The organism is Rathayibacter sp. AY1E2 (genome assembly GCF_002932325.1).
In the GTDB taxonomy this organism is placed as follows: Bacteria; Actinomycetota; Actinomycetes; order Actinomycetales; family Microbacteriaceae; genus Rathayibacter.
Window position 1 is genome coordinate 287,382 of the sequence record NZ_PSVO01000001.1, and the last position, 20,536, is coordinate 307,917.

The window sequence follows — 20,536 nt, forward strand, 5'->3', positions numbered from 1 at the left end:
GTGGGGCGGGTGAGCACCCACCCGCCCCGCCCCTGGATCCGCAGCTACGCGCCCGGCGTGCCGACGGAGCTCGAGCTCCCGACCGGCTCGCTCGTCGACATCGTCACCGAGTCGGCCGAGCGCTATCCCCACCAGGTCGCGCTCGAGTTCTTCGGCCGTTCGACCAGCTACTCCCAGCTCGCCGACGAGGTGGAGCGGGCCGCCGAGGGCCTCCGCCGCCTGGGCGTCCGCGCGGGCGATCCGGTCGCCCTCGTCCTCCCGAACTGCCCGCAGCACGTCGTCGCCTTCTACGCCGTCCTCCGGCTCGGCGCCGTGGTGGTCGAGCACAACCCGCTCTACACCCCGCGCGAGCTGCGCCACCAGTTCGAGGACCACGGCGCTCGTGTCGCGATCGCCTGGAACCGCGTCGTGCCGACGGTGCAGGACCTCCCGGCCGATCTCGGCGTCGAGACCGTCGTCGCCGTCGACCTCACCCGCGCGATGCCCGCCTCGATGCGCGCAGCCCTCCGCCTGCCGCTGAAGAAGGCCCGGGAGTCGCGCGCCGCGCTGACCGGGCCGGTCCGCGGTGCGATCGAGTGGGAGTCGCTGCTGAGGCGGCGGATCGACCCGGCGCACCCGCGCCCGGTCGCGGAGGACCTCGCGGTCATCCAGTACACGAGCGGCACGACCGGCACACCCAAGGGCGCCGAGCTGACCCACGCGAACCTGACGGCGAACGCCGCCCAGTCGCGCGCCTGGGTGCCGACGGTCCGCCGCGGCGACTGCGTGGTCTACGCGGTGCTCCCCATGTTCCACGCCTACGGGCTGACGCTCTGCCTCACCTTCGCGATGAGCATGGGCGCGCGCCTGGTGCTGTTCCCGAAGTTCGACCCGGAGCTGGTGCTGAAGGTCGTCAAGAAGCACCCCGCCACCTTCCTCCCGGCCGTTCCGCCGATCGCGGAGCGCCTGGCGCGCAGCGCGCAGCAGCGGGGCGTCTCCCTGCGCGGCATCGAGATCGCCATCTCCGGCGCGATGCCGCTCGACCCGGCGCTGGTCGACTCGTTCGAGGCGCTGACCGGAGGCACGCTCGTCGAGGGCTACGGCCTCTCGGAGACCTCTCCGGTCCTGATGGCCAACCCGGTCGGTCCGACGCGACGCGCCGGGACGGTCGGGCTCCCGCTGCCCGGCACCGACGTGCGGATCGTCGACCCCGAGGATCCCGACACGGAGGTGGCGACCGGCGAGCAGGGCGAGCTGGTCGTGCGCGGTCCGCAGGTGTTCCGGGGCTACCACCGCAAGCCCGACGAGACGGCGGCGACCTTCACCGGCGACGGCTGGTTCCGCACCGGCGACATCGCGACGATCGACGAGGACGGCTTCGTGCGCATCGTCGACCGGATCAAGGAGCTCGTGATCACGGGCGGCTTCAACGTCTCGCCGTCCGAGGTGGAGGAGGTGCTGCTCCGCCTGCCCGAGATCAAGGAGGTGGCGGTGGTCGGCCTGCCCGATCCGCGCAGCGGCGAGTCCGTGGCGGCGGCGGTCGTCCTGGAGCCGGGCGCGCAGCTCGACGTCGCAGCCGCCCGCAAGGCCGTCAGGGAGGCGCTGACGCCCTACAAGGTGCCCAAGCGGATCACCGTCGTCGACGAGCTGCCGCGGAGCATGATCGGCAAGGTCCTCCGCCGCCAGGTGAAGGCCATGCTGACCGACGAGGACTAGCCCGGAACGAGCGAGGGCCCCCGACCACTGTCCGTGATCGGGGGCCCTCTGCAACGAGGCTAGAAGCCGAAGTCGCCGCCTCCGAAGTCGCCGCCTCCGAAGTCGCCGCCCCCGCCGAAGTCGCCTCCGCCACCGAAGTCGCCGCCGCCGGAGTCGCCCCAGCCGCCGCCGTCTCCGGCGTCCGCACCGGAGGCGTCCGCACCTCCCGCATCCGCTCCGCCGTCGGCCGAGGCGTCTCCCCCGCCGTCACCGCCGGCGTAGTCGCCTCCCGCGTCGGGGAGGAACGCGCCCGCGATGGCCGAGCCGATCGCGAACCCGGCGATCGTGCCGAGCATCGAGGAGGCGAGGACGCCGCCGAAGCCCATGCCTCCGCCGCCGGAGAAGCGCCGCTCCATGAATCCGGGCTGGCGCAGCTCGCTCCGCGTGGCGGACTGGGCGAGCGTGCGGGGGTCGTCGTCCTTCGGCGCGTCGCCGACAGGGGCCCCCTCGCTGAGCTCTCGGAAGACCTGCTGGCGCTGCTCCGGGGTCAGCTGCTCGAAGGCCTCGCGGTGCACCTGCTCGATCGCCTCGGGCGGCGCGGTGCGGAGGAGGTAGCGGTAGCGCTCGATGGCACGCTCATCGTCGGTGCGCGGAGACGTCGCCGGAGGGGAGCCGTACTCGGGCCTGCGGTCCGCGGCCTGCGGCGGCGCGTACGTCGAGCGGCGTGCGCTCTCGGGCTGCTCGTCGCGGCCCAGCAGTCGGTCCAGGAATCCCATGATCTCCTCCTCGGCGCCCGACGGACGCACACCGCCACCGTAGGCCTCTCACCGCTCCGGGTGCTGAGCGTTCTCTCAGAGGCTGCTCGGAGCGGGGGCCTCGGTCATTTCTGCTTCGGGATGACCACCCACATCACGAGGTAGGCGATGATCTGCGGCCCCGGGAGGAGGCACGAGAGCACGAACAGGAGACGCACCACGAAGGGGCTCCAGCCGAATCGGCGGGCGAGACCGGCACAGACGCCGGCGATGATCCTGCCCCGACGGGGGCGCACGAGAGTAGCCATGACTCCACTCTGGCGCAGGGCGCCTGAGCGGGGCATCCGGGAAACCCCCTAGGTCTGCGCGGGAGTCCCGTCGAGCTACTCGGGCCGGAACGCTCCGACCGAGCGGGCGAAGGCGGCGGCGCGCTCGGCTTCGGCCTCCGGCCAGACCACGTGGAAGCGCTCGAAGACCACGTCGCCGATGCCGCCAGGTGAGACGCGGGCGAAGTAGCGGCGGTGCCCGTCGAGCCAGGAGGCGAGCGTGCGGTCCCCCTCGCCCTCGGCCCAGGCGAACGCGTCGTCGACGGAGTCGAGCGGACCGGTCCGCACCTCATCCGTCACGAGCACGACACGCGCCGCTCCCGCGCCGTCGCAGACGATCCAGTGCTCGCCCGCGACGGGCGCCCCCTCCTCGGCGAGGGACGCCGTGGCCGTCTTCACTCCGCGCCGCACGAGGCCCAGCAGCTCGTCCGCCATCGCCGTGCTGTCGCCGAACGCCTCGACCGGCGGGAGCGGCTCGTCGACTCCCGGATGTGCGGAGCGGTACTCCGCCCAGAGGAGCGCCGCCGAGGCGGCGTCGGTGTCGGGGAGGGCGGTGCGCTCCGGCGCGGCGGGCACGAGCGCCACGATGTTCGCCCCGGCCAGGGAGGCGGGATCGTCGGGGTGGTTGTCGGGCGTGGTGACCGTGTCGAAGGGCCAGTGCTGCTGGAGCCAGCGGCGCGCGTAGGCGTCGAGCTCCTCCTCGAGCCGCGAGCCCCGGACGGCGGGGACGACCCACCAGGAGGCCTCGGCGGAGTCGCCGCCGCCGGGCCGGACGCTCAGAGCGCCCAGCGCCTCGGTGCGGTCCGGGCCGACGAGCAGGAACGCGTGCGCTCTGCCCGCACGCGACTCCTCCTCGAGGCGCAGGAGACCGCGTACGTCGTCGCCGAGGGACGCCGACGGCAGGGCGGCCGGATCGTCCCCGCGGAGGAGAGCCGCGAGCCACGGTCGCTGCTCGCCGATCACCGCGTGCAGGAGGTCCGCATCGCTCGAGACGAGAGGACGCAGGAGGGCGCCCGCCGGCAGCTCGAGCCGCGCGGGAAGGGGCGCGTCGCCGGTTCCACCGCTCATGACCGCACCTCCCCGCGCACCGGCTCAGCCGGCCGCGCGCTCCAGGACGAGCTCGCGGACGCGGGCGGCGTCGGCCTGCCCCTTCATGGCCTTCATCACGGCACCGATCACAGCACCGGCGGCCTGCACCTTGCCGTCGCGGATCTTCGCGAGCACGTCGGGCTGCGAGGCCAGTGCCGCGTCGATCGCCTCGATGAGCGCTCCGTCGTCCGAGACGACCGCGAGTCCACGGGCGTCGACGACCTCCTGCGGGGTGCCCTCTCCGGCGATGACGCCCTGGAGGACCTCGCGGGCGAGGCGGTCGGTCAGCGTGCCGCTCTCGATCAGACCGGCGAGCTCGGCGACCTGGGCCGGGGTGACCAGGGAGGCCGGGTCCTCGCCCGCCGCGTTCGCGAGGCGCGCGATCTCCCCGGTCCACCACTTGCGGGCCGCCTGCGGAGCGGCTCCCGCGGAGACGGTCTCGGTGATCTCGACCAGCAGGCCGCTGTTGGCGACGTCCTGGAACTCGAGGTCGGTGAAGCCCCACTCCTGCTTGAGGCGGCGACGGCGGTCGGCGGGCTTCTCGGGGAGCGCGGCGCGCAGCTCCTCGATCAACTCCGGGCTCGGCACGACCGGGAGCAGGTCGGGCTCCGGGAAGTAGCGGTAGTCGTCGGCGTCGCTCTTGGGCCGGCCCGCGGAGGTGCGGCCGGTGTCCTCGTGCCAGTGGCGCGTCTCCTGCGTGATCGTGCCGCCCGCGGCGAGGATCGCCGCCTGGCGCTGGATCTCGTAGCGGACGGCGCGCTCGACCGAGCGGAGCGAGTTGACGTTCTTGGTCTCGGTGCGGGTTCCGAGCTTCTCCTGGCCGATCGGGCGGAGCGAGACGTTCGCGTCGCAGCGCAGGTTGCCGCGCTCCATCTTGGCGTCCGAGATGCCGAGCGCCAGCACGATGTCGCGGATCGTCGCGACGTAGGCCTTCGCGTACTCGGGTGCGCTCTTCCCCGCGCCGTAGATCGGCTTCGTGACGATCTCGACGAGCGGGACCCCTGCGCGGTTGTAGTCCACGAGCGAGTACTCGGCGCCCTGGATGCGGCCGGTGGCGCCGCCGACGTGCGTGAGCTTGCCGGCGTCCTCCTCCATGTGCGCGCGCTCGATCGGGATCTGCACGAGCGAGCCGTCGGCCAGCTCGATCTCGACCGAGCCCTCGAAGGCGATCGGCTCGTCGAACTGCGAGATCTGGTAGTTCTTCGCCAGGTCCGGATAGAAGTAGTTCTTGCGCGCGAAGCGGCTGGACGGGGCGATCGAGCAGCCCAGGGCGAGGCCGAGGCTGATCGAGTAGCGGACGGCCTGCTCGTTCACGACCGGCAGCGAGCCCGGGAGGCCGAGGTCGACCGGGGTCACGTTCGTGTTGGGCTCGGACCCGAACTCGTTCGGCGCGTCCGAGAACATCTTGGTCTTCGTGTTGAGCTCGACGTGCACCTCGAAGCCGAGCACCGGCTCGAAGGTCTCGAAGACCTCGTCGTAGTCCATCAGCTCGGGAGCGGACGTGTGCGCGGAGGCCATCAGACGGCACCTTCCTCGGTCGCGGAGAGCACGGAGTGGGTCAGGTCGGGGGCATGCGCGAGGAGCGGGCGGCCCCACTTCTCCTCGAGCAGCGCCTCGAGCGCGGCGCCCACGGTGTAGAGGCGCACGTCCTCCCGGGCGGGAGCGAGGAACTGGATGCCGACGGGCAGCCCGTCCTCGTCGGCGAGGCCGGCGGGGACGGAGATGCCGGGGATGCCGGCCAGGTTCGCCGGGATGGTCGCGACGTCGCCGCGGTACATCGCCAGCGGGTCGTCGAGCTTCTCGCCGAGGCGGTAGGCGGTCGTCGGCGCCGTCGGCGAGGCGATCACGTCGACGTCCGCGAAGGCCGCGTCGAAGTCCCGCTGCACCAGGGTCCGGACCTTCTGCGCGCTGCCGTAGTAGGCGTCGTAGTAGCCGGCCGAGAGGGCGTAGGTGCCGAGGATGATCCGGCGCTTGACCTCGGGGCCGAAGCCCTGCTCGCGGGTCGCGGACATGACCTGCTCGACCGTGCCGCCGCCCTCCGGCGTGACGCGGAGGCCGAACCGGACCGAGTCGAACTTGGCGAGGTTGCTGGAGGCCTCCGCGGGGAGGATCAGGTAGTAGGCGGCGACCGCGTGCTCGACGCTCGGGAGGCTCACCTCGACGACCTCGGCTCCGGCGCCCTGCAGGATCTCGAGCGCCTCGTGGAAGCGCGCCAGCACGCCGGGCTGGAAGCCCTCGCCGCCGTCGAGCTCCTTGACCACGCCGATCCGGAGGCCCGTCACGTCGGCGCGGCGCACCGCGTCGGCGAAGGAGGGCCAGGAGTCGCGCAGCGACGTCGAGTCGCGCGGGTCGTGGCCCGCGATAACGTCGTGCAGCAGCGCGGAGTCGAGGACCGTCCGGGAGACGGGGCCGATCTGGTCGAGGCTCGAGGCGAGCGCGATCGCTCCGTAGCGGGACACGCCGCCGTAGGTCGGCTTCACGCCGACGGTGCCGGTCACGTGCGCGGGCTGACGGATCGATCCCCCGGTGTCGGAGCCGAGGGCCAGGGGCGCCTCGTAGCTCGCGACGGCCGCGGCGGACCCGCCGCCGGAGCCGCCGGGGATGCGGTCGAGGTCCCACGGGTTGTGGGTGGGGCCGTAGGCGCTGCGCTCGGTGGTCGAGCCCATCGCGAACTCGTCCATGTTGGTCTTGCCGATCGGGACCAGCCCGGCCTCGCGCACCTTGCGCATGACGGTCGCGTCGTAGGGCGGGCGCCAGCCCTCGAGGATGCGGGAGCCGCTCGTGGTCGGCATGTCGTTCGTGACGATGACGTCCTTGACCGCGAGAGGCACCCCGGCGAGGGGGTGCAGCGACTCGCCGTCGGCCCGCCGGCGGTCGATCGCCTCGGCGGACGCGACCGCGCCCTCGCGCGCGACGTGGAGGAAGGCGTGGACCGCTCCGTCGACCGCGTCGATGCGCTCGAGGTGGGCGCGGGTGGCCTCGACCGAGGAGACCGAGCCGTCGGCCAGCTTCCCGGAGAGGGCGGACGCGCTGAGGCGGACGAGCTCGTCGCCGTGCGCGCTCACTGCTCCTCCCCCAGGATCGCGGAGACCTGGAAGCGGCTGCCGTCGTGCTCGGGCGCGCCGGAGAGCGCCTGCTCGAGCGTGAGGGTCTCGCCGACCACGTCGGGCCGGAAGACGTTCTCGAGCGGGATCGGGTGGCTGGTCGCCGGCACGTCGGGCGTGGCGACGGCCTGGACCGCGCGCACGGAGTCGACGATCTGGCCGAGCTCCCTGGTGAGGCTCCCGATCTCGTCGGAAGTGAGGTCGATCCTGGCCAGCTGGGCCAGATGGGCGACCGTGTCGGCCGTGATCTCGGACATGCGTCTCCGTCTGGTGGTTCGGGGGGATTTCCGGCCGCCAGTCTACTCGGCGCGCCCGCACCGCCTCCGCCCGTGCCGCCCGCCCGTCAGGGGCCGCCGAAGAGGCTGGCGCCGTGCTTCAGGAGTGCGTTGTACGCGCCCTCGTAGGTGGTCGGCAGGTCCTCGCCGGGCTCGCCGTACCGGGCCAGCAGCAGGCCCATCAGGCCGACGGCGGGCGGGCTCAGCGGCTTGTCGCGGTTCACGTGCGCTGGATGCGCCGGTGCCGACTCGGGGTTCGGGGGCAGGTACTGCGGCACCGTGGTCGGCCAGTCGCCGATCTGCCGCGGCTCGTCGAGGGTCAGCACCCCGAAGAGGTCCGGGGCGGAGGCGTCGCGAGCGGTCAGCGGCTCGAGGCCGTGCAGGGCGCTGAGGGTCCGGATCACGGCGCCGTGGTGCAGCTCGTCGTGCACGATCGTGCCGGCCCTCGTGTACGCCGAGACCGCGATCGCCGGCACGCGGCAGCCGAGCCGGTCGAAGGCGAAACCCATCTCGCCCTCGCGGCCGTCGCCCGGCGGAGTCGCCGACGGCGGGGGGACGTGGTCGTAGAGGCCGCCGTGCTCGTCGAAGGTCGCCAGCAGGAGCGTGTTCACCGCGTTCGAGCCGGTCGTGCTCGCGCTCTCCCGGATCGCCGAGTACACCTGGTGCAGCAGCAGCTCGCCGGCGCGGACGTCGGACAGCGCGCTGTCGTAGACGGGCGTGCCGTCGACCTCGTCCTCGTGCAGGACCCCGGTCGGCGGGTGCATGTCGTTGTGGTCGAAGACGAGCCGCGGCTCGAGGAAGGCGTAGTCGGGCAGCTCGCCGTTCTCCACGTCGGCGTAGAAGCGGTCCATCGTCGAGAAGTGGGTCTTCCAGTACTTCTCGAGCACCGGCGCGTGCAGGAAGCCGGTGTAGGAGACCACCTGCAGCGCGTCGAAGTAGACGCGCCAGGTCCTCCCCGCCTCCTCGAGGCGGTTGAACACCGTCGGCGCGTCGGCCAGGTCGTCCGCGAGCCACTTCTCGTAGCCGCCGCCCTGCTTGTTGGTGACGAAGCCGTGCGAGGTCGACGCGTGCAGGAAGGACCTGTTGCAGAAGGTCTGGGAGGGGACGGCGCAGAACCACTGGTCGAAGACGGCGAACTCGCGGGCGAGGGTGGAGAAGACGGGCAGCATCTCCGGTGAGAAGCCGCCCATGATCGTCCGCGCCTCCTCCGCAGTGGGCTCCTGCCCCTTCTTCATCACCCTCAGGTGCTGGACGTAGTCCTCGAGGAAGCCGCTCATCGTCGGGGCGGAGGCGTCGGCGGGCGCGTTGAAGGGCGCGGTCATGGCGCCGACGGTGCGGCCGGCGTTCTCGGGCGGATCCACCGTGCCGAAGAGCTGGGTGTTGACGTGCGGGTACTCCTCACCCGGGTCCGGGTCGGGCTGGCGCATCACGGAGTCGGTGGCGCCCTCGTAGACGTGCGTGCCGACGGTCAGTCCCCCGGCGCTGGTGTTGGTCCGCTCGTCGGGGAGGAGGCCCTCGAAGCTCTCGCCCGCGGGCAGGTCGTCCGGTCCGTAGAGGCGGCCGAGGACGTTGTCGAAGGAGCGGTTCTCGAACATGATCACGACGACGTGGTCGAATCCCGGCTCCGTGCGGGCGGGCAGTCGCGGTTCCTCCTCACGGCGGGGGCCGGAGGCGACGGCCGCGCCGATCGCGCCGCCGGCGAGGGCTCCGGCTCCGACTCCGGCGGCGGCGGTGCCGGCCAGGAAGCGGCGGCGCGAGCGGGAGCGCGGAGCTCCGTCGTCGTGCTCCGAGGGAGTCCGCTCGCTGGTCATCTCCGCCGCCTCTCCTGCGCCGCCTGCGCCTGCTCGGAGTGTAGCGACGCGCCCGGGACGGCGGCTCGAACGCGGGCGAGCAGTCCGGCCTCCGGCTCGGGGTCGACGTGCGCGCGGCGGGCCGCGTCGCGGAGGCGCCGCCCGACCGGCGCGGGCGGCGCGAACGCCGGCGCCGTGCGGGGCCAGCGCGCGAGGGGGCGGTCGGGACCGCTGAGGAGTGCGGCCAGCTCTCGGACCTGCGGATCAACGAGCGCCCGGCGCACGCCCGCCCGGGCGCGGACGAGCTGCGCGGGAGTCTCCGGACCGAGCGGCACGCCGATCCGTGCACCCGAGGGGACGGCCGAGGCGAGCACGAGCGCCGGCACCGTGCCGGGCCGCTCCGCGCTCCCCCGCGCGGTGACGAGGAGCAGCATCCGCCGCCCCGCCCGCTCCCCGTCGCGGACGGCGTCGAACACGACGTGCAGCAGCTGCTCCGCGAGGCGCGCATCGGCGGATCGATCGGTGCCGGCGGCTGCGGCGTCGGCGAAGTCGGCCGGATCGACGAGGGACCGCGGCTCGACCAGGACGAGCGGAGGCAGGGTGCCGGCTGCGGCCTCGGCGGCCAGCGCGTCGACGGGAAGGAGGCGCCCGCCGCGGGAGCCGGCGGCGCCCGGATCGCGGTGGGGCCACTCCGGATCGGCGAGGAGCGTGGTCGAGACGCCCTGCCGCTCGTCGACCGCGAGAGCCCAGCCGGTGCCGGTCTCCCGGGCCGCGCGCAGGGCGGCCGGCAGCGGATCGCGGCCGTCGGCGCGCCAGTGGTCGGCCCGGGCGAAGGCCGTGGCGAGGAGCGCGTGCACCGGCAGCATCTCGGGGGCGAAGCGTGCGCCCGGAGGATCGTCCGGGCCGGGCGCGGTCATCACGGCGTCCGTGCCGCCGGTGAACACCGGGCCGTCCGGATCGTCGAGCGCGCCGAGGACCTGGTCGCGGCTGCGGCCGGCGAAGGAGAGCACGACCACGTGGTCGATCCGCCCGAGCACCTCGGCGGTCCGGCGCTCGGCGGCGGTGGGCCGAGCCGCGGCGTCGAGCGCGAGCGACGCTGCGTCGGCGAGGGAGCGGCGCAGGAACGCCCGCCGCTCCCCGCCGCCCGCGTCAGGCATCGGGCCCGGTCGGCTCCTCCGTGCTCGGGGCGGTCGTGTCCGGGACGGCGTCGATCTCCGGCACGGCGTCGTCCTCCGGCGAGAGGTCGGAGTGCGATGCGCCGGCGACGTCCTCGTCCGGACCGGCGGCGGCCTCCTCCGGAGCGTCGGCGGACGCCTCCTCCGGCAGCGCGATCGCGTCCGGTCCCTCCGTCACCAGGAGGTGGAACTCGGCCGCGGTGATGATCCGGAGCCCCAGGGCCTCGGCCTTGCCGAGCTTGCTGCCGGCGCCGGGACCGGCGGCGACGTAGTCGGTCTTCTTGGAGACGCTCGAGCCGGCCTTGCCGCCGGCCGCGAGGATGGCCTCCTGCGCCCCCTCGCGGGAGTACCCCTCCAGGCTGCCGGTCGCTACGACCGTGAGACCCGCGAGCACCCCGCCGGCGGCGTCCGCGGCACCGGGCCCGGGGTGGCCGGGCGTGGCGAAGCGCACTCCGGCCGCGGCCCAGCGGTCGACGATCTCGACGTGCCAGTCGACCTCGAACCAGGCGATCAGGGCGTCGGCGATGATCCCGCCCACCCCGTCGACCGCGGCGAGCTCGTCGCGGCTCGCCCCGCGGATCGCGTCGAGCGAGCCGAAGTAGCCCGCCAGCGCGCGCGCGGCGACCGGGCCGACGTGCCGGATGCTGAGCGAGACCAGCAGACGCCACAGCTCCTTGGTCTTCGCCCGCTCGATGTTCTCGATCAGCCGGAGGGCGTTGGTGGAGGGCACGGAGGCCACGTCTCCCGCGAAGGCTGCCGCCTCCGGGTCGAAGGCGCCGTCCTTGGCGAGCTGCCGCTTGCGCTTGAAGGGCGTGACGACCTTCGGATCGCCCTTCGCGTCGAGCTTCTGCAGGCCCGTCTCGGAGTCGCGGACGACGACCTCGATCGGGAAGAGATCGGCCACCGTGAGCTCGAACAGGCCGGCCTCGGTCTGCAGCGGCGGCTCGGCGGGCACCAGGGGCTGGGTCAGGGCGGCGGCGCTGACCTCGCCGAGCGCCTCGATGTCGAGCGCGCCGCGGCTGCCGATGTGCTCGACGCGCCCGCGGACCTGCGCGGGGCAGGACTCCGCGTTGGGGCAGCGCAGGTCGACGTCGCCCTCCTTGGCCGGAGCGAGCGTGGTGCCGCACTCGGGGCACTGCGTCGGCATCACGAACTCGCGCTCGGAGCCGTCGCGGAGCTCCACCACCGGGCCGAGCACCTCGGGGATGACGTCCCCGGCCTTCCGCAGCACGACCGTGTCGCCGATGAGCACGCCCTTGGCCTTGACCACGTCGGCGTTGTGCAGCGTGGCCTGGCGCACCTCGGACCCCGCGACCTTCACCTTGGTCATCTGGGCGAACGGCGTCGCGCGGCCGGTGCGCCCGACGCTCACGACGATGTCGAGGAGCTTCGTGTGGACCTCCTCGGGCGGGTACTTGTAGGCGATCGCCCAGCGCGGCGCCCGGCTGGTGGCGCCGAGCTCGTCGTGCAGCTCGAGCTCGTCCACCTTCACGACCACGCCGTCGATCTCGTGCTCGACCGAGTGCCGCTCGCTGCCGTAGCGCTCGACGAAGGCGAGCACCTCCTCCACCGAGGCCGAGACGCGGTTGTGGCCGCTGACCGGCAGTCCCCAGGAGGAGAGGAGCCCGTAGACCTCGGACTGGGTCGCGACCGGCGGGTCCGGCCAGGCGCCGATGCCGTGCACGTAGAGCGCGAGGGAGCCGACGCGCGCCTCGCCGGCGCGCAGGTCGAGACCCGTCTTCTTGTCGAGCTGCTGGCGGAGGCCGCCGCTCGCCGCGTTCCGCGGGTTGGCGAAGGTCGGGAAGCGCCGCAGCGCGCTCGTGCGCGCCTTCTCCTCCTCGAAGACGCCTCGGGTGGCGGGCGGGCGGGACGACCAGCGGGTCCGCGCCTCCTCGACCGCCTCGTCGCGCAGCGTCTCCTGGAGGGCGTTCAGCTCGGCGAAGGCGGCCACGGGGATGAAGACCTCGCCGCGGACCTCGACGAGTGCCGGGTGGCCCTCGCCGGAGAGGCGCTCCGGGATGCCCGCGACGCTGAGGGCGTTGACGGTGACGTCCTCGCCGGTGCGGCCGTCACCGCGGGTCGCCGCCGTGACGAGGCGGCCGTCCTCGTAGTGGAGGGAGATCGCGAGCCCGTCGATCTTGAGCTCCGTGAGCCAGGCGACGGGGCGGTCGGCCGAGGCCACCGTCTTCTCGCACCACTCGCGCAGCTCCTCGGCCGAGAACACGTTGTCGAGGGAGAGCATCCGCTCGGCGTGGTCGATCGGGGCGAGGCCCGCTCCGACGATCCCGCCGACGGTCCGCGTCGGCGAGTCCTCGGCGGCGAGCTCGGGGTGCTCGGCCTCGAGTGCGGCGAGCTCGCGCACCAGGGCGTCGTACTCGGCGTCGGACAGCGGCGAGGAGTCGGCCGCGTAGTAGTCGTCGCTCGCCGACCGGATCCGCGCCCGCAGCTCCTCGACGCGGGCGGCGGGCTCGACGGCGCTCACCGGAGCACCGCGGCGTCGGCCGCGACCGTGCGGTCGATCGTGCACTGGCCCAGCACGCGGGTGCCGAGGTAGACGACGGCCGTCTGGCCGGGGGCGACGCCGTCGAGCGGCGAGTCCGGAGTGATCACGAGCTCCACCCTGCCATCGACCTGCGACACCACCGCGGAGGCGGGGACCGGGTCGGCGTGCGCGCGGATCTGGACGTCGCAGCGGAAGGGAGCGTCCACGTCCTCGGGAGCGGCGCCCGCCCAGGTGAACCGCTCGCCGGCGATCTCGCCGATGCGCAGCGCTTCGCGCGGACCGACGACGACCTCGTTGCTCACCGGCCGCACCTCCAGGACGAAGCGCGGCCGGCCGTCGGGCGCGGGGACGCCGAGGTGCAGGCCCCGGCGCTGGCCCACCGTGTACCCGTGAGCGCCCTCGTGGGAGCCGACCACCGCGCCGTCCCGATCGACGACCGCTCCGGTCTCGGGGGCGACGCGCTCGGCGAGCCAGCCGCGGGTGTCGCCGTCGGGGATGAAGCAGATGTCGTAGCTGTCGGGCTTGCTCGCGACGCTGAGGCCCCGCTCGGCCGCCTCCGCGCGCACGATCGCCTTGGACGGCGTGGAGCCGAGCGGGAACATCGAGTGCCGCAACTGCTGCTCCGTCAGCACGCCGAGGACGTAGGACTGGTCCTTCGCCTCGTCGCTCGCGCGGTGGAGCTCCGGGGAGCCGTCGGCGGCGGTGCGGAGGGAGGCGTAGTGGCCGGTGCAGACCGCGTCGAAGCCGAGGTCGAGAGCCTTCTCGAGCAGGGCGGCGAACTTGATCCGCTCGTTGCAGCGCATGCAGGGGTTCGGGGTGCGGCCCGCCGAGTACTCGGCGACGAAGTCGTCGACGACGTCCAGCTTGAACCGCTCGGAGAAGTCCCAGACGTAGTACGGGATGCCGAGGACGTTCGCGGCGCGCTGCGCGTCCATCGAGTCCTCGATCGTGCAGCACCCCCGGCTGCCCGTGCGAAGCGTGCCGGGCATCCTGCTCAGGGCGAGGTGCACGCCCACCACGTCGTGCCCCGCCTCCACCGCGCGGGCCGCGGCCACGGCCGAGTCAACTCCACCGCTCATCGCCGCCAGAACCTTCACCGTGCGAGTCTACGTTTCCCGCGGGCGCGGGCGGCAGGGGTTCAGGCGGGCAGCACCGCGCGGTTCGACAGTCCGGCTCGGGCGGCGCGGGCGTAGGCGCCGGGCAGCGCTGCCAGGAGGGCGTCGACGTCCGCGTCGGTCGAGGTGTGGCCGAGCGTCATCCGGAGCACCCCGCGGGCCTCGTCCTCGCTCCGGCCGAGCGCGAGGACCACGTGCGAGGGCTCCGGGATCCCCGCCGTGCAGGCGGACCCGGTCGAGACGGAGACGCCCGCGGTGTCGAGGAGGAAGAGGAGGGAGTCGCCCTGCGCACCGGGGAAGGCGAGGTGCGCGTTGTTGGCGACCCGGCGTCCGGAGTCGAGGGCGGGCCCGGTCAGGGTCGCCCCCGGCACGGCGGCGAGGACGCCCGCGACGAGCCGGTCGCGCAGGGCGGCCAGGCGCTGCGCCTCCGCCGACAGCTCGGCGTCCGCCTCGACCGCGGCGGCGGCGAAGGCCGCGGCGCCGGGCACGTCCTGGGTGCCGGAGCGGACGCCCCGCTGCTGTCCGCCTCCGTGCAGCACCGGGACCACGCGGGCGTCGCGGGCGAGCACGAGCGCACCGGTCGCGATCGGCCCGCCGACCTTGTGACCCGAGACGCTGACGGCGGCCAGTCCCGCGCCGCGCCCGGAGCCGGAGGCGCGGCGGATCTCGGCGATCCGCAGCGGCACGTGTCCGAGGGCGGCGACCGCGTCGACGTGGAGGGGGACGCCGGCGCGGGCGCACGCGGCCGCCAGCTCGGCGATCGGGTTGATCGTCCCGATCTCGTTGTTGACCCAGAGCACCGTGACCAGGGCGACCGATCCGGGGTCCTCCTCCAGCGCCGCGGCGAGCGCCTCCGGCCGCAGGGTGCCCTCGTCGTCGAGAGGCAGCCACTCGAGGACGGCGCCCTCGTGCTCGGCGAGCCAGGCGGCGGAGTCGAGCGTCGCGTGATGCTCCCCCTCGGCGACCAGGACCCGGACGCGGGCCGGGTCCTCGCTCCGGCGCTGCCAGTAGAGGCCCTTGATCCCGAGGTTGACCGCTTCGGTGCCGCCGGCGGTGAGGATCACCTCGATCGGCTCGCAGCCGAGCACCCCGGCGAGCGCCGACCTGGCGTCCTCCAACAGGCGGCGCGCCTCCTGGCCGGAGCCGTGGACGGAGGAGGGATTGCCGCCGTGGGCGGACGCCTCCGCGAACGCGGCGAGCGCCGAGGCGCGCAGCGGGGTGGTCGCGGCGTGGTCGAGGTAGATCACAGCAGCCCTTCGTCCCGCGTCGGGGGCACGGAGGGAGCCGGTGCCCGTCACTACTGTAAGTCGCATGACCTCTCACGATCCCCTGGCCCGGCTCGGCGTGACCGTGGACGATCAGGGCGGTGAGCTGCGGGTCTGGTCCGAGAGCGCGAGCGCCGTCGATCTGCTGCTGTACGACGAGAAGGATCCGACCTGGGTGACCCGCACGGTCCCGCTGGCGCGCGACGACGCCGCGGTCTGGTCCGCGCGCTCCGATCTGCTGGCCCCCGGCCGCCGCTACGCCCTGCGCGTCGACGGGCCGACGGGCCCCCGGCACCGCTTCGACCCCCGCCGGGCCCTGCTGGAGCCGTACTCCCGCGGCCTGCACCGGGTGGCGGAGAACGAGTGGCGCTCGGTCGTCGTGGACGACGCGTTCGACTGGGGCTCCTCCTCCCGGCCCGGCACCCCGATGGACCGCACCGTGATCTACGAGGCGCATGTGAAGGGGCTGACCCGGCTGAACCCGGCGCTGCCCGTGGAGCTGCGCGGCACCTACGCCGGCCTGGCGCACGAGTCGACGGTCTCGGCGCTGCTCGATCTGGGCGTGACGGCGGTCGAGCTGCTGCCCGTGCACGCGTTCATGTCGGAGCAGCGCCTGCTGCGGCAGGGGCTGACCAACTACTGGGGCTACAACACGCTGAACTTCTTCGCCCCGCACGCCGCGTACGCCTCCTCCACCGCGCAGCGCGGCGGACCGACCGCGGTGCTCCGCGAGTTCAAGGGGATGGTGAAGCTCCTGCACGAGGCCGGCCTCGAGGTGATCCTGGACGTGGTCTACAACCACACCGCTGAGGAGGGGCCGGGCGGGCCGATGTCGAGCCTGCGCGGGATCGACGACGCAGGCTGGTACCGCCAGACGCCCGAGGGCCACTACGTGGACGTCACCGGCTGCGGGAACACGATCGACTTCGGCCGACCCGCGGCGCAGCGCCTCGCGCTGGACTCGATGCGCTACTGGTCGGGCGAGGTCGGGATCGACGGCTTCCGGCTCGACCTGGCCGCGACCCTCGGCCGGGACGAGATCGCGCACTTCCGGAGCGACCACCCGCTGCTGCGGGCCGCGGTCGAGGATCCGGCGCTGGCCGGCGTGAAGATGATCGCCGAGCCCTGGGACGTGGGAATGGGCGGCTGGCAGACGGGGAACTTCCCGGCCGGGTGGTCGGAGTGGAACGACCGCTACCGCGACCGCGCCCGCAACTTCTGGCTCTCGGACATCGACTACGCCCGCCGCGCCGGCACGGCCCCCGTCGGCATCGGCGGCTTCGCGACCCGGCTCTCGGGCTCCTCCAACACCTTCTCGGCGGAGCGGGGACCCCTCGCTTCGGTCAACTTCGTCACCGCGCACGACGGCTTCACGCTGGCGGACCTCGTCTCGTACAACGTCAAGCACAACATCGGCAACGGCGAGTCGAACCGCGACGGAGCCGACACCAACCGCTCCTTCAACCACGGCTTCGAGGGCCCCACCACCGACGAGCGGATCACGCTGGCGCGGCGCAAGGCGATGCGGAATCTCCTCGGCACCCTGCTGCTGTCGGCCGGCGTGCCGATGATCACGGCGGGCGACGAGACCGGGCGCAGCCAGCGCGGCAACAACAACGCCTACTGCCAGGACTCGGACCTGACCTGGGTGCGCTGGGAGGGCCTGGCCGACTGGCAGCTCGCGCTCCGCGCGCACACGCGCACCCTGCTGCGCCTGCGGCGTGAGCACCCGGCGCTGCGTCCCTCCCGCTATGGCAGCGGCGACGCGAGCGAGCCGGGCGCCACGACCATGACGTGGTTCGACGCCCACGGGCGCGGGATGAGCGAGCACGACTGGACCTCCGCCGCCAACCGGACGCTGCAGTACCTCGCGGCCTCGACGCCGGTCGAGGGCGAGCCGGACCGTGTCCTGCTGGTGGTGCACGGCGTCGAGCAGGACACCACGGTCGTGCTCGCCGACGGCGAGGGGGTCACCGGCTACACGCGCCTGTGGAACAGCGACGAGCCGGAGCCGCTGGAGCACGGCGAATCGTTCGAGCCGGGGCAGGTCATCCGCGTGGCCGGAACCTCGATGCAGCTCTTCGCCGCGCACGGGCCGGCGGCCGAGCAGGACGCCTGATGGCGCGGAGCGGGCCGGGGACCCCGGCGACCGTCGCGCTGACGGCGGCGGGCGTCCCCTTCACTCCCCGCCAGTACCGGCACGACCCGGCCACGACGCGCTACGGGCTCGAGGCGGCCGAGGCGCTCGGCGTCGAACCGGAGCGCGTGTTCAAGACCCTGATGGTCGATGTGGACGGCGAGCTCGTGGTGGGCGTCGTGCCCGTCACCGGCTCGCTCGGGCTGAAGGAGCTCGCGGCCGCGGTCGGAGGCAGGCGGGCGGCGATGGCCGACCCCGTGCTGGCCCAGCGCCGGACCGGCTACGTGCTCGGCGGCATCTCGCCGCTCGGGCAGAGGACGCGGCACCGCACCGTGATCGACGAGACCGTCGAGCTCCACGACACGGTGCTCGTCTCGGGCGGGCGCCGGGGCTTCGACATCGAGCTCGCCCCCGCCGACCTCGTCGCCGCGACGGCCGCCCTCCTCGCCGACATCGCACGCTGACCCCCGATCCCTCGCCGTCCTCCTCCGGGCGCCGTTTCGCTCCATGCGCCGTCCTCCTCCCGCGAGATCCCACTCCGGTCCGCGAGACGCCGAGGAAGGCGCACCGGAGCGGCATCTCGCGGAGAGGGACCGGGCGGGGTCAGCCGGCGGCGGCGGCCAGGCCCAGCTCGGCGGAGCGGGCCAGGAGGGGATGCCGGGGCACGACGCGGACGGTGTAGCCGAAGGAGCCGCTGCGGTCGAGAGTGACCACTCCGGCGTAGGGCACGCGCCCGACCGCGTCGGCCGGCACCACGGCACCCGACTCCTCGACCACCTCGAGCTCGTGGTGGCGGACCTCGGTGAGCGAGCCGTCAGCGGACGTCGTCCCGTAGACGACCTCGACCGAGACGTCCGCCGGCGAGAGCTCGCCCAGGCGCACGCCCGCCCGCACGGCGAGCCGGTCCCCGCGCTGGGGCACCGCGTCGATCCCGCCGGACTCGACGGACGCGACCGCGACCCCGGGCCAGCCGGCGCGGACCCGCCGCTTCCAGGTCGCCAGCTCCTTGGCCGGCTCGAAGTGGTCGGCGGCGACGGCGCGCCCGGCCTCGGCGGCCGGCGAGTAGAGCGCCTCGACGTACTGGCGCACCATCCGCTCGGCGGAGAGCTCGGGCGAGAGGGTCGCGAGGGTGTGCCGGATCGAGCGCACCCACCGCCGGGGCACGCCGTCGTGATCGCGCTCGTAGTAGCGCGGCACAACCTCGGTCTCGAGCAGCTCGTAGAGCGCCTCGGCCTCGAGCGTGTCGCGGGCCTCCGGGTCGAGCGCGCGGTCGGAGGAGGGGATCGCCCAGCCGTTCTCGCCGTCGAAGTACTCGTTCCACCAGCCGTCGAGGATCGAGAGGTTGAGCGAGCCGTTGAGCGCCGCCTTCATCCCCGAGGTGCCGCACGCCTCGAGCGGGCGCAGCGGGTTGTTGAGCCACACGTCGGTGCCCGGGTAGAGCAGCTGCGCCATCGCGATGTCGTAGTCCGGCAGGAAGACGATCCTGCGGCGCACGTCCGGCTCCTGCGCGAAGCGGACGAGCCGCTGGATCAGGCGCTTCCCCTCCTCGTCGGCCGGGTGCGACTTGCCCGCGATGACGATCTGGATCGGGTGCTGCGGGTGGGTGAGCAGCGCGCGCAGACGCTCGGGGTCGTGGAGCATCAGGGTCAGCCGCTTGTAGGTCGGCACCCGCCGCGCGAAGCCGATGGTGAGCACGTCCGGGTCCAGCAGCTCGTCCAGCCAGGCCGGCGGGAGGCCGCCCGGGTTCTGCTCGCGCCAGGAGCGGGCGGCCCGGCGGCGGGCGTCCCGCACCAGCTGCTCCCGCATCGCCCGGCGCGCGGCCCACAGCTCGGTGTCGCCGAGCGCGCCCGAGGCCCAGTCGGCCCGCGTCGTGTCGTCGGTGCCGAGCCGCTCCTCCGCGAGCCGCCGGAGGATCGGATCGGTCCAGGTGGCCGCATGGACGCCGTTCGTCACCGAGCCGATCGGCACCTCCGCCGTCTCGAAGCCGGGCCAGAGGCTCGAGAACATCGAGCGGCTGACCTCGCCGTGCAGCGTCGAAACGCCGTTGGAGCGCTGCGCGAGCCGCAGGCCCATGTACGCCATGTTGAACGCCGTCCCGGAGTCCCCCGGCTCGGCGCCCAGCGCGAGCACGTCCTCGACCTGCACGCCCGGGAGCAGCTCCGTGGAGAAGTACTCCTCGATCATCCCGCGGTCGAAGCGGTCGATGCCCGCCGGCACCGGAGTGTGCGTGGTGAAGACCGTGCTCGCCCGCACCACCTGGAGAGCCTGGTCGAAGTCCAGGCCCGCGCCGATCAGGCCGGAGATGCGCTCGAGCCCCTGGAAGCCGGCGTGCCCCTCGTTGGTGTGGAACACCTCCGGGAGGACGCCGCCCGAGACCTCGGCCCAGAGTTCGAGCGCGCGGACCCCGCCGATGCCCAGCAGCAGCTCCTGCAGCAGGCGGTGCTCGCCCCCGCCGCCGTAGAGGCGGTCGGTGACGGAGCGGAGCGAGTCCTCGTTCTCGGGGATGTCGGTGTCGAGCAGGAGGAGGGTCACCCGGCCGACCTCCGCGCGCCAGACCCGGGCGTAGAGCGCGCGTCCCTCGGGGAGCGCCAGCACGATGCGGGCGGGCGAGCCGTCGGCGAGACGGACGACGCGCAGCGGCAGCCCGTCGGGATCGAGCGAGGGGTAGGACTCGAGCTGCCAGCCGTCGGCGGAGAGCTTCTGCGAGAAGTAGCCCGACCGGTAGAAGAGGCCCACGCCGGTGAGCGGCACGCCCAGGTCCGAGGAGGCCTTCAGGTGGTCGCCGGCGAGGATGCCGAGTCCGCCGGAGTACTGGGGCAGCGCCGCCGCGATCCCGAACTCCGGCGAGAAGTAGGCGATCGAGCGCGGGGCGGACTCCGGCAGCGACTGGTACCACCGCGGCTCGGTGCGGTAGCGCTCCAGCTCGTCGCGGAGGCGCCACGCCTCGTCGACGAAGCCCTGGTCCCCCGCCAGCTCGGCGAGGCGCTCGGGGCTCACCGCTCCGAGCAGGGCGGTGGGGTCCGCTCCCCCGCTCCGCCACAGCTCCGGATCGACCCGCTCGAACAAGCGCCGGGCGGGCTCGTGCCAGGCCCAGCGCAGATTGCCCGCCAGATCGCCCAGAGCCGAGAGCTCGGGCGGGAGGACGGAGCGGACGATGAAGCGGCGGATCGCCTTCACGGCACCCCTCGACTCTCTGCGGACCCCGGAGCGCCCGGTCGCGGAGCACCGGGGCGGTCGCGCTCGGTCACCCTAGCGGACCCCGGCCACCGCGGATCGGCGGGACGCGGACCCGCCTCGACGCGCCGGCGCGCGCTCCCCGGGCTCGTTT

15 protein-coding genes are annotated in these 20,536 nt (G+C 73.9%); 3 read left to right on the top strand and 12 right to left on the bottom strand.

The features are described from left to right. The first annotated feature begins 9 nt into the window (after nt 1-9). Entirely contained in the window at nt 10-1,695 is a 1,686-nt protein-coding gene (locus tag C5C49_RS01300) for a long-chain-fatty-acid--CoA ligase (protein ID WP_104308734.1), read from the top strand. 59 nt (nt 1,696-1,754) lie between these two features. Here the strand turns inward: C5C49_RS01300 and C5C49_RS01305 are convergent, their stop codons facing one another. The 11 genes from C5C49_RS01305 to C5C49_RS01355 form a co-directional block, all read right to left on the bottom strand. After that, on the bottom strand, nt 1,755-2,450 hold the full coding sequence (locus C5C49_RS01305; RefSeq protein ID WP_104250582.1) for a hypothetical protein: 696 nt from the start codon (nt 2,448-2,450) through the stop codon (nt 1,755-1,757). A 104-nt stretch (nt 2,451-2,554) separates the two neighbouring features. Then, a complete protein-coding gene (locus tag C5C49_RS01310) occupies nt 2,555-2,737 on the bottom strand; it encodes a PspC domain-containing protein (RefSeq protein WP_104223873.1) in 183 nt (60 codons plus the stop codon). Nucleotides 2,738-2,812: 75 nt separating this feature from the next. Further along, nucleotides 2,813-3,823, bottom strand: coding sequence for an ASCH domain-containing protein (locus C5C49_RS01315; RefSeq protein ID WP_104345233.1), 1,011 nt, complete (start codon nt 3,821-3,823; stop codon nt 2,813-2,815). A 24-nt stretch (nt 3,824-3,847) separates the two neighbouring features. Further along, a complete protein-coding gene (gene gatB / locus C5C49_RS01320; RefSeq protein WP_104269086.1) occupies nt 3,848-5,362 on the bottom strand; it encodes an Asp-tRNA(Asn)/Glu-tRNA(Gln) amidotransferase subunit GatB in 1,515 nt (504 codons plus the stop codon). Then, nucleotides 5,362-6,909 carry an Asp-tRNA(Asn)/Glu-tRNA(Gln) amidotransferase subunit GatA gene (gatA, locus tag C5C49_RS01325; RefSeq protein WP_104345234.1) on the bottom strand — a complete coding sequence of 516 codons (1,548 nt, stop codon included), beginning with the start codon at nt 6,907-6,909 and terminating at the stop codon, nt 5,362-5,364. The genes gatB and gatA overlap by 1 nt, the downstream gene beginning before the upstream one ends. Next, nucleotides 6,906-7,205 (bottom strand): Asp-tRNA(Asn)/Glu-tRNA(Gln) amidotransferase subunit GatC, encoded by a 300-nt coding sequence (gene gatC, locus C5C49_RS01330; protein WP_104223877.1) that lies wholly within the window; start codon nt 7,203-7,205, stop codon nt 6,906-6,908. The genes gatA and gatC overlap by 4 nt, the downstream gene beginning before the upstream one ends. Nucleotides 7,206-7,291: 86 nt before the next feature. Next, nucleotides 7,292-9,034 (bottom strand): alkaline phosphatase family protein, encoded by a 1,743-nt coding sequence (locus C5C49_RS01335; protein ID WP_104345235.1) that lies wholly within the window; start codon nt 9,032-9,034, stop codon nt 7,292-7,294. After that, complete coding sequence (locus C5C49_RS01340) at nt 9,031-10,170, bottom strand: hypothetical protein (protein ID WP_104345236.1); 1,140 nt, start codon at nt 10,168-10,170, stop codon at nt 9,031-9,033. The genes C5C49_RS01335 and C5C49_RS01340 overlap by 4 nt, the downstream gene beginning before the upstream one ends. Beyond that, nucleotides 10,163-12,670 carry an NAD-dependent DNA ligase LigA gene (ligA, locus tag C5C49_RS01345; protein ID WP_104345237.1) on the bottom strand — a complete coding sequence of 836 codons (2,508 nt, stop codon included), beginning with the start codon at nt 12,668-12,670 and terminating at the stop codon, nt 10,163-10,165. Before ligA ends, C5C49_RS01340 begins: the two co-directional genes overlap by 8 nt. Continuing rightward, nucleotides 12,667-13,788: a tRNA 2-thiouridine(34) synthase MnmA gene (gene mnmA / locus C5C49_RS01350; protein ID WP_181135681.1), complete on the bottom strand. Its 1,122-nt coding sequence runs from the start codon at nt 13,786-13,788 to the stop codon at nt 12,667-12,669. Before mnmA ends, ligA begins: the two co-directional genes overlap by 4 nt. 41 nt (nt 13,789-13,829) lie before the next feature. Beyond that, nucleotides 13,830-15,053 carry a cysteine desulfurase family protein gene (locus C5C49_RS01355; protein ID WP_308471221.1) on the bottom strand — a complete coding sequence of 408 codons (1,224 nt, stop codon included), beginning with the start codon at nt 15,051-15,053 and terminating at the stop codon, nt 13,830-13,832. A 64-nt stretch (nt 15,054-15,117) separates the two neighbouring features. Here C5C49_RS01355 and glgX point away from each other — a divergent pair, with 64 nt between their 5' ends. Continuing rightward, entirely contained in the window at nt 15,118-17,190 is a 2,073-nt protein-coding gene (gene glgX, locus C5C49_RS01360; RefSeq protein ID WP_104345240.1) for a glycogen debranching protein GlgX, read from the top strand. Further along, on the top strand, nt 17,190-17,672 hold the full coding sequence (gene ybaK, locus C5C49_RS01365; protein WP_104226855.1) for a Cys-tRNA(Pro) deacylase: 483 nt from the start codon (nt 17,190-17,192) through the stop codon (nt 17,670-17,672). The genes glgX and ybaK overlap by 1 nt, the downstream gene beginning before the upstream one ends. A 139-nt stretch (nt 17,673-17,811) precedes the next feature. Here ybaK and glgP read toward each other — a convergent pair whose 3' ends face one another. Continuing rightward, on the bottom strand, nt 17,812-20,385 hold the full coding sequence (glgP, locus tag C5C49_RS01370; RefSeq protein ID WP_104238514.1) for an alpha-glucan family phosphorylase: 2,574 nt from the start codon (nt 20,383-20,385) through the stop codon (nt 17,812-17,814). Nucleotides 20,386-20,536 lie beyond the last annotated feature (151 nt).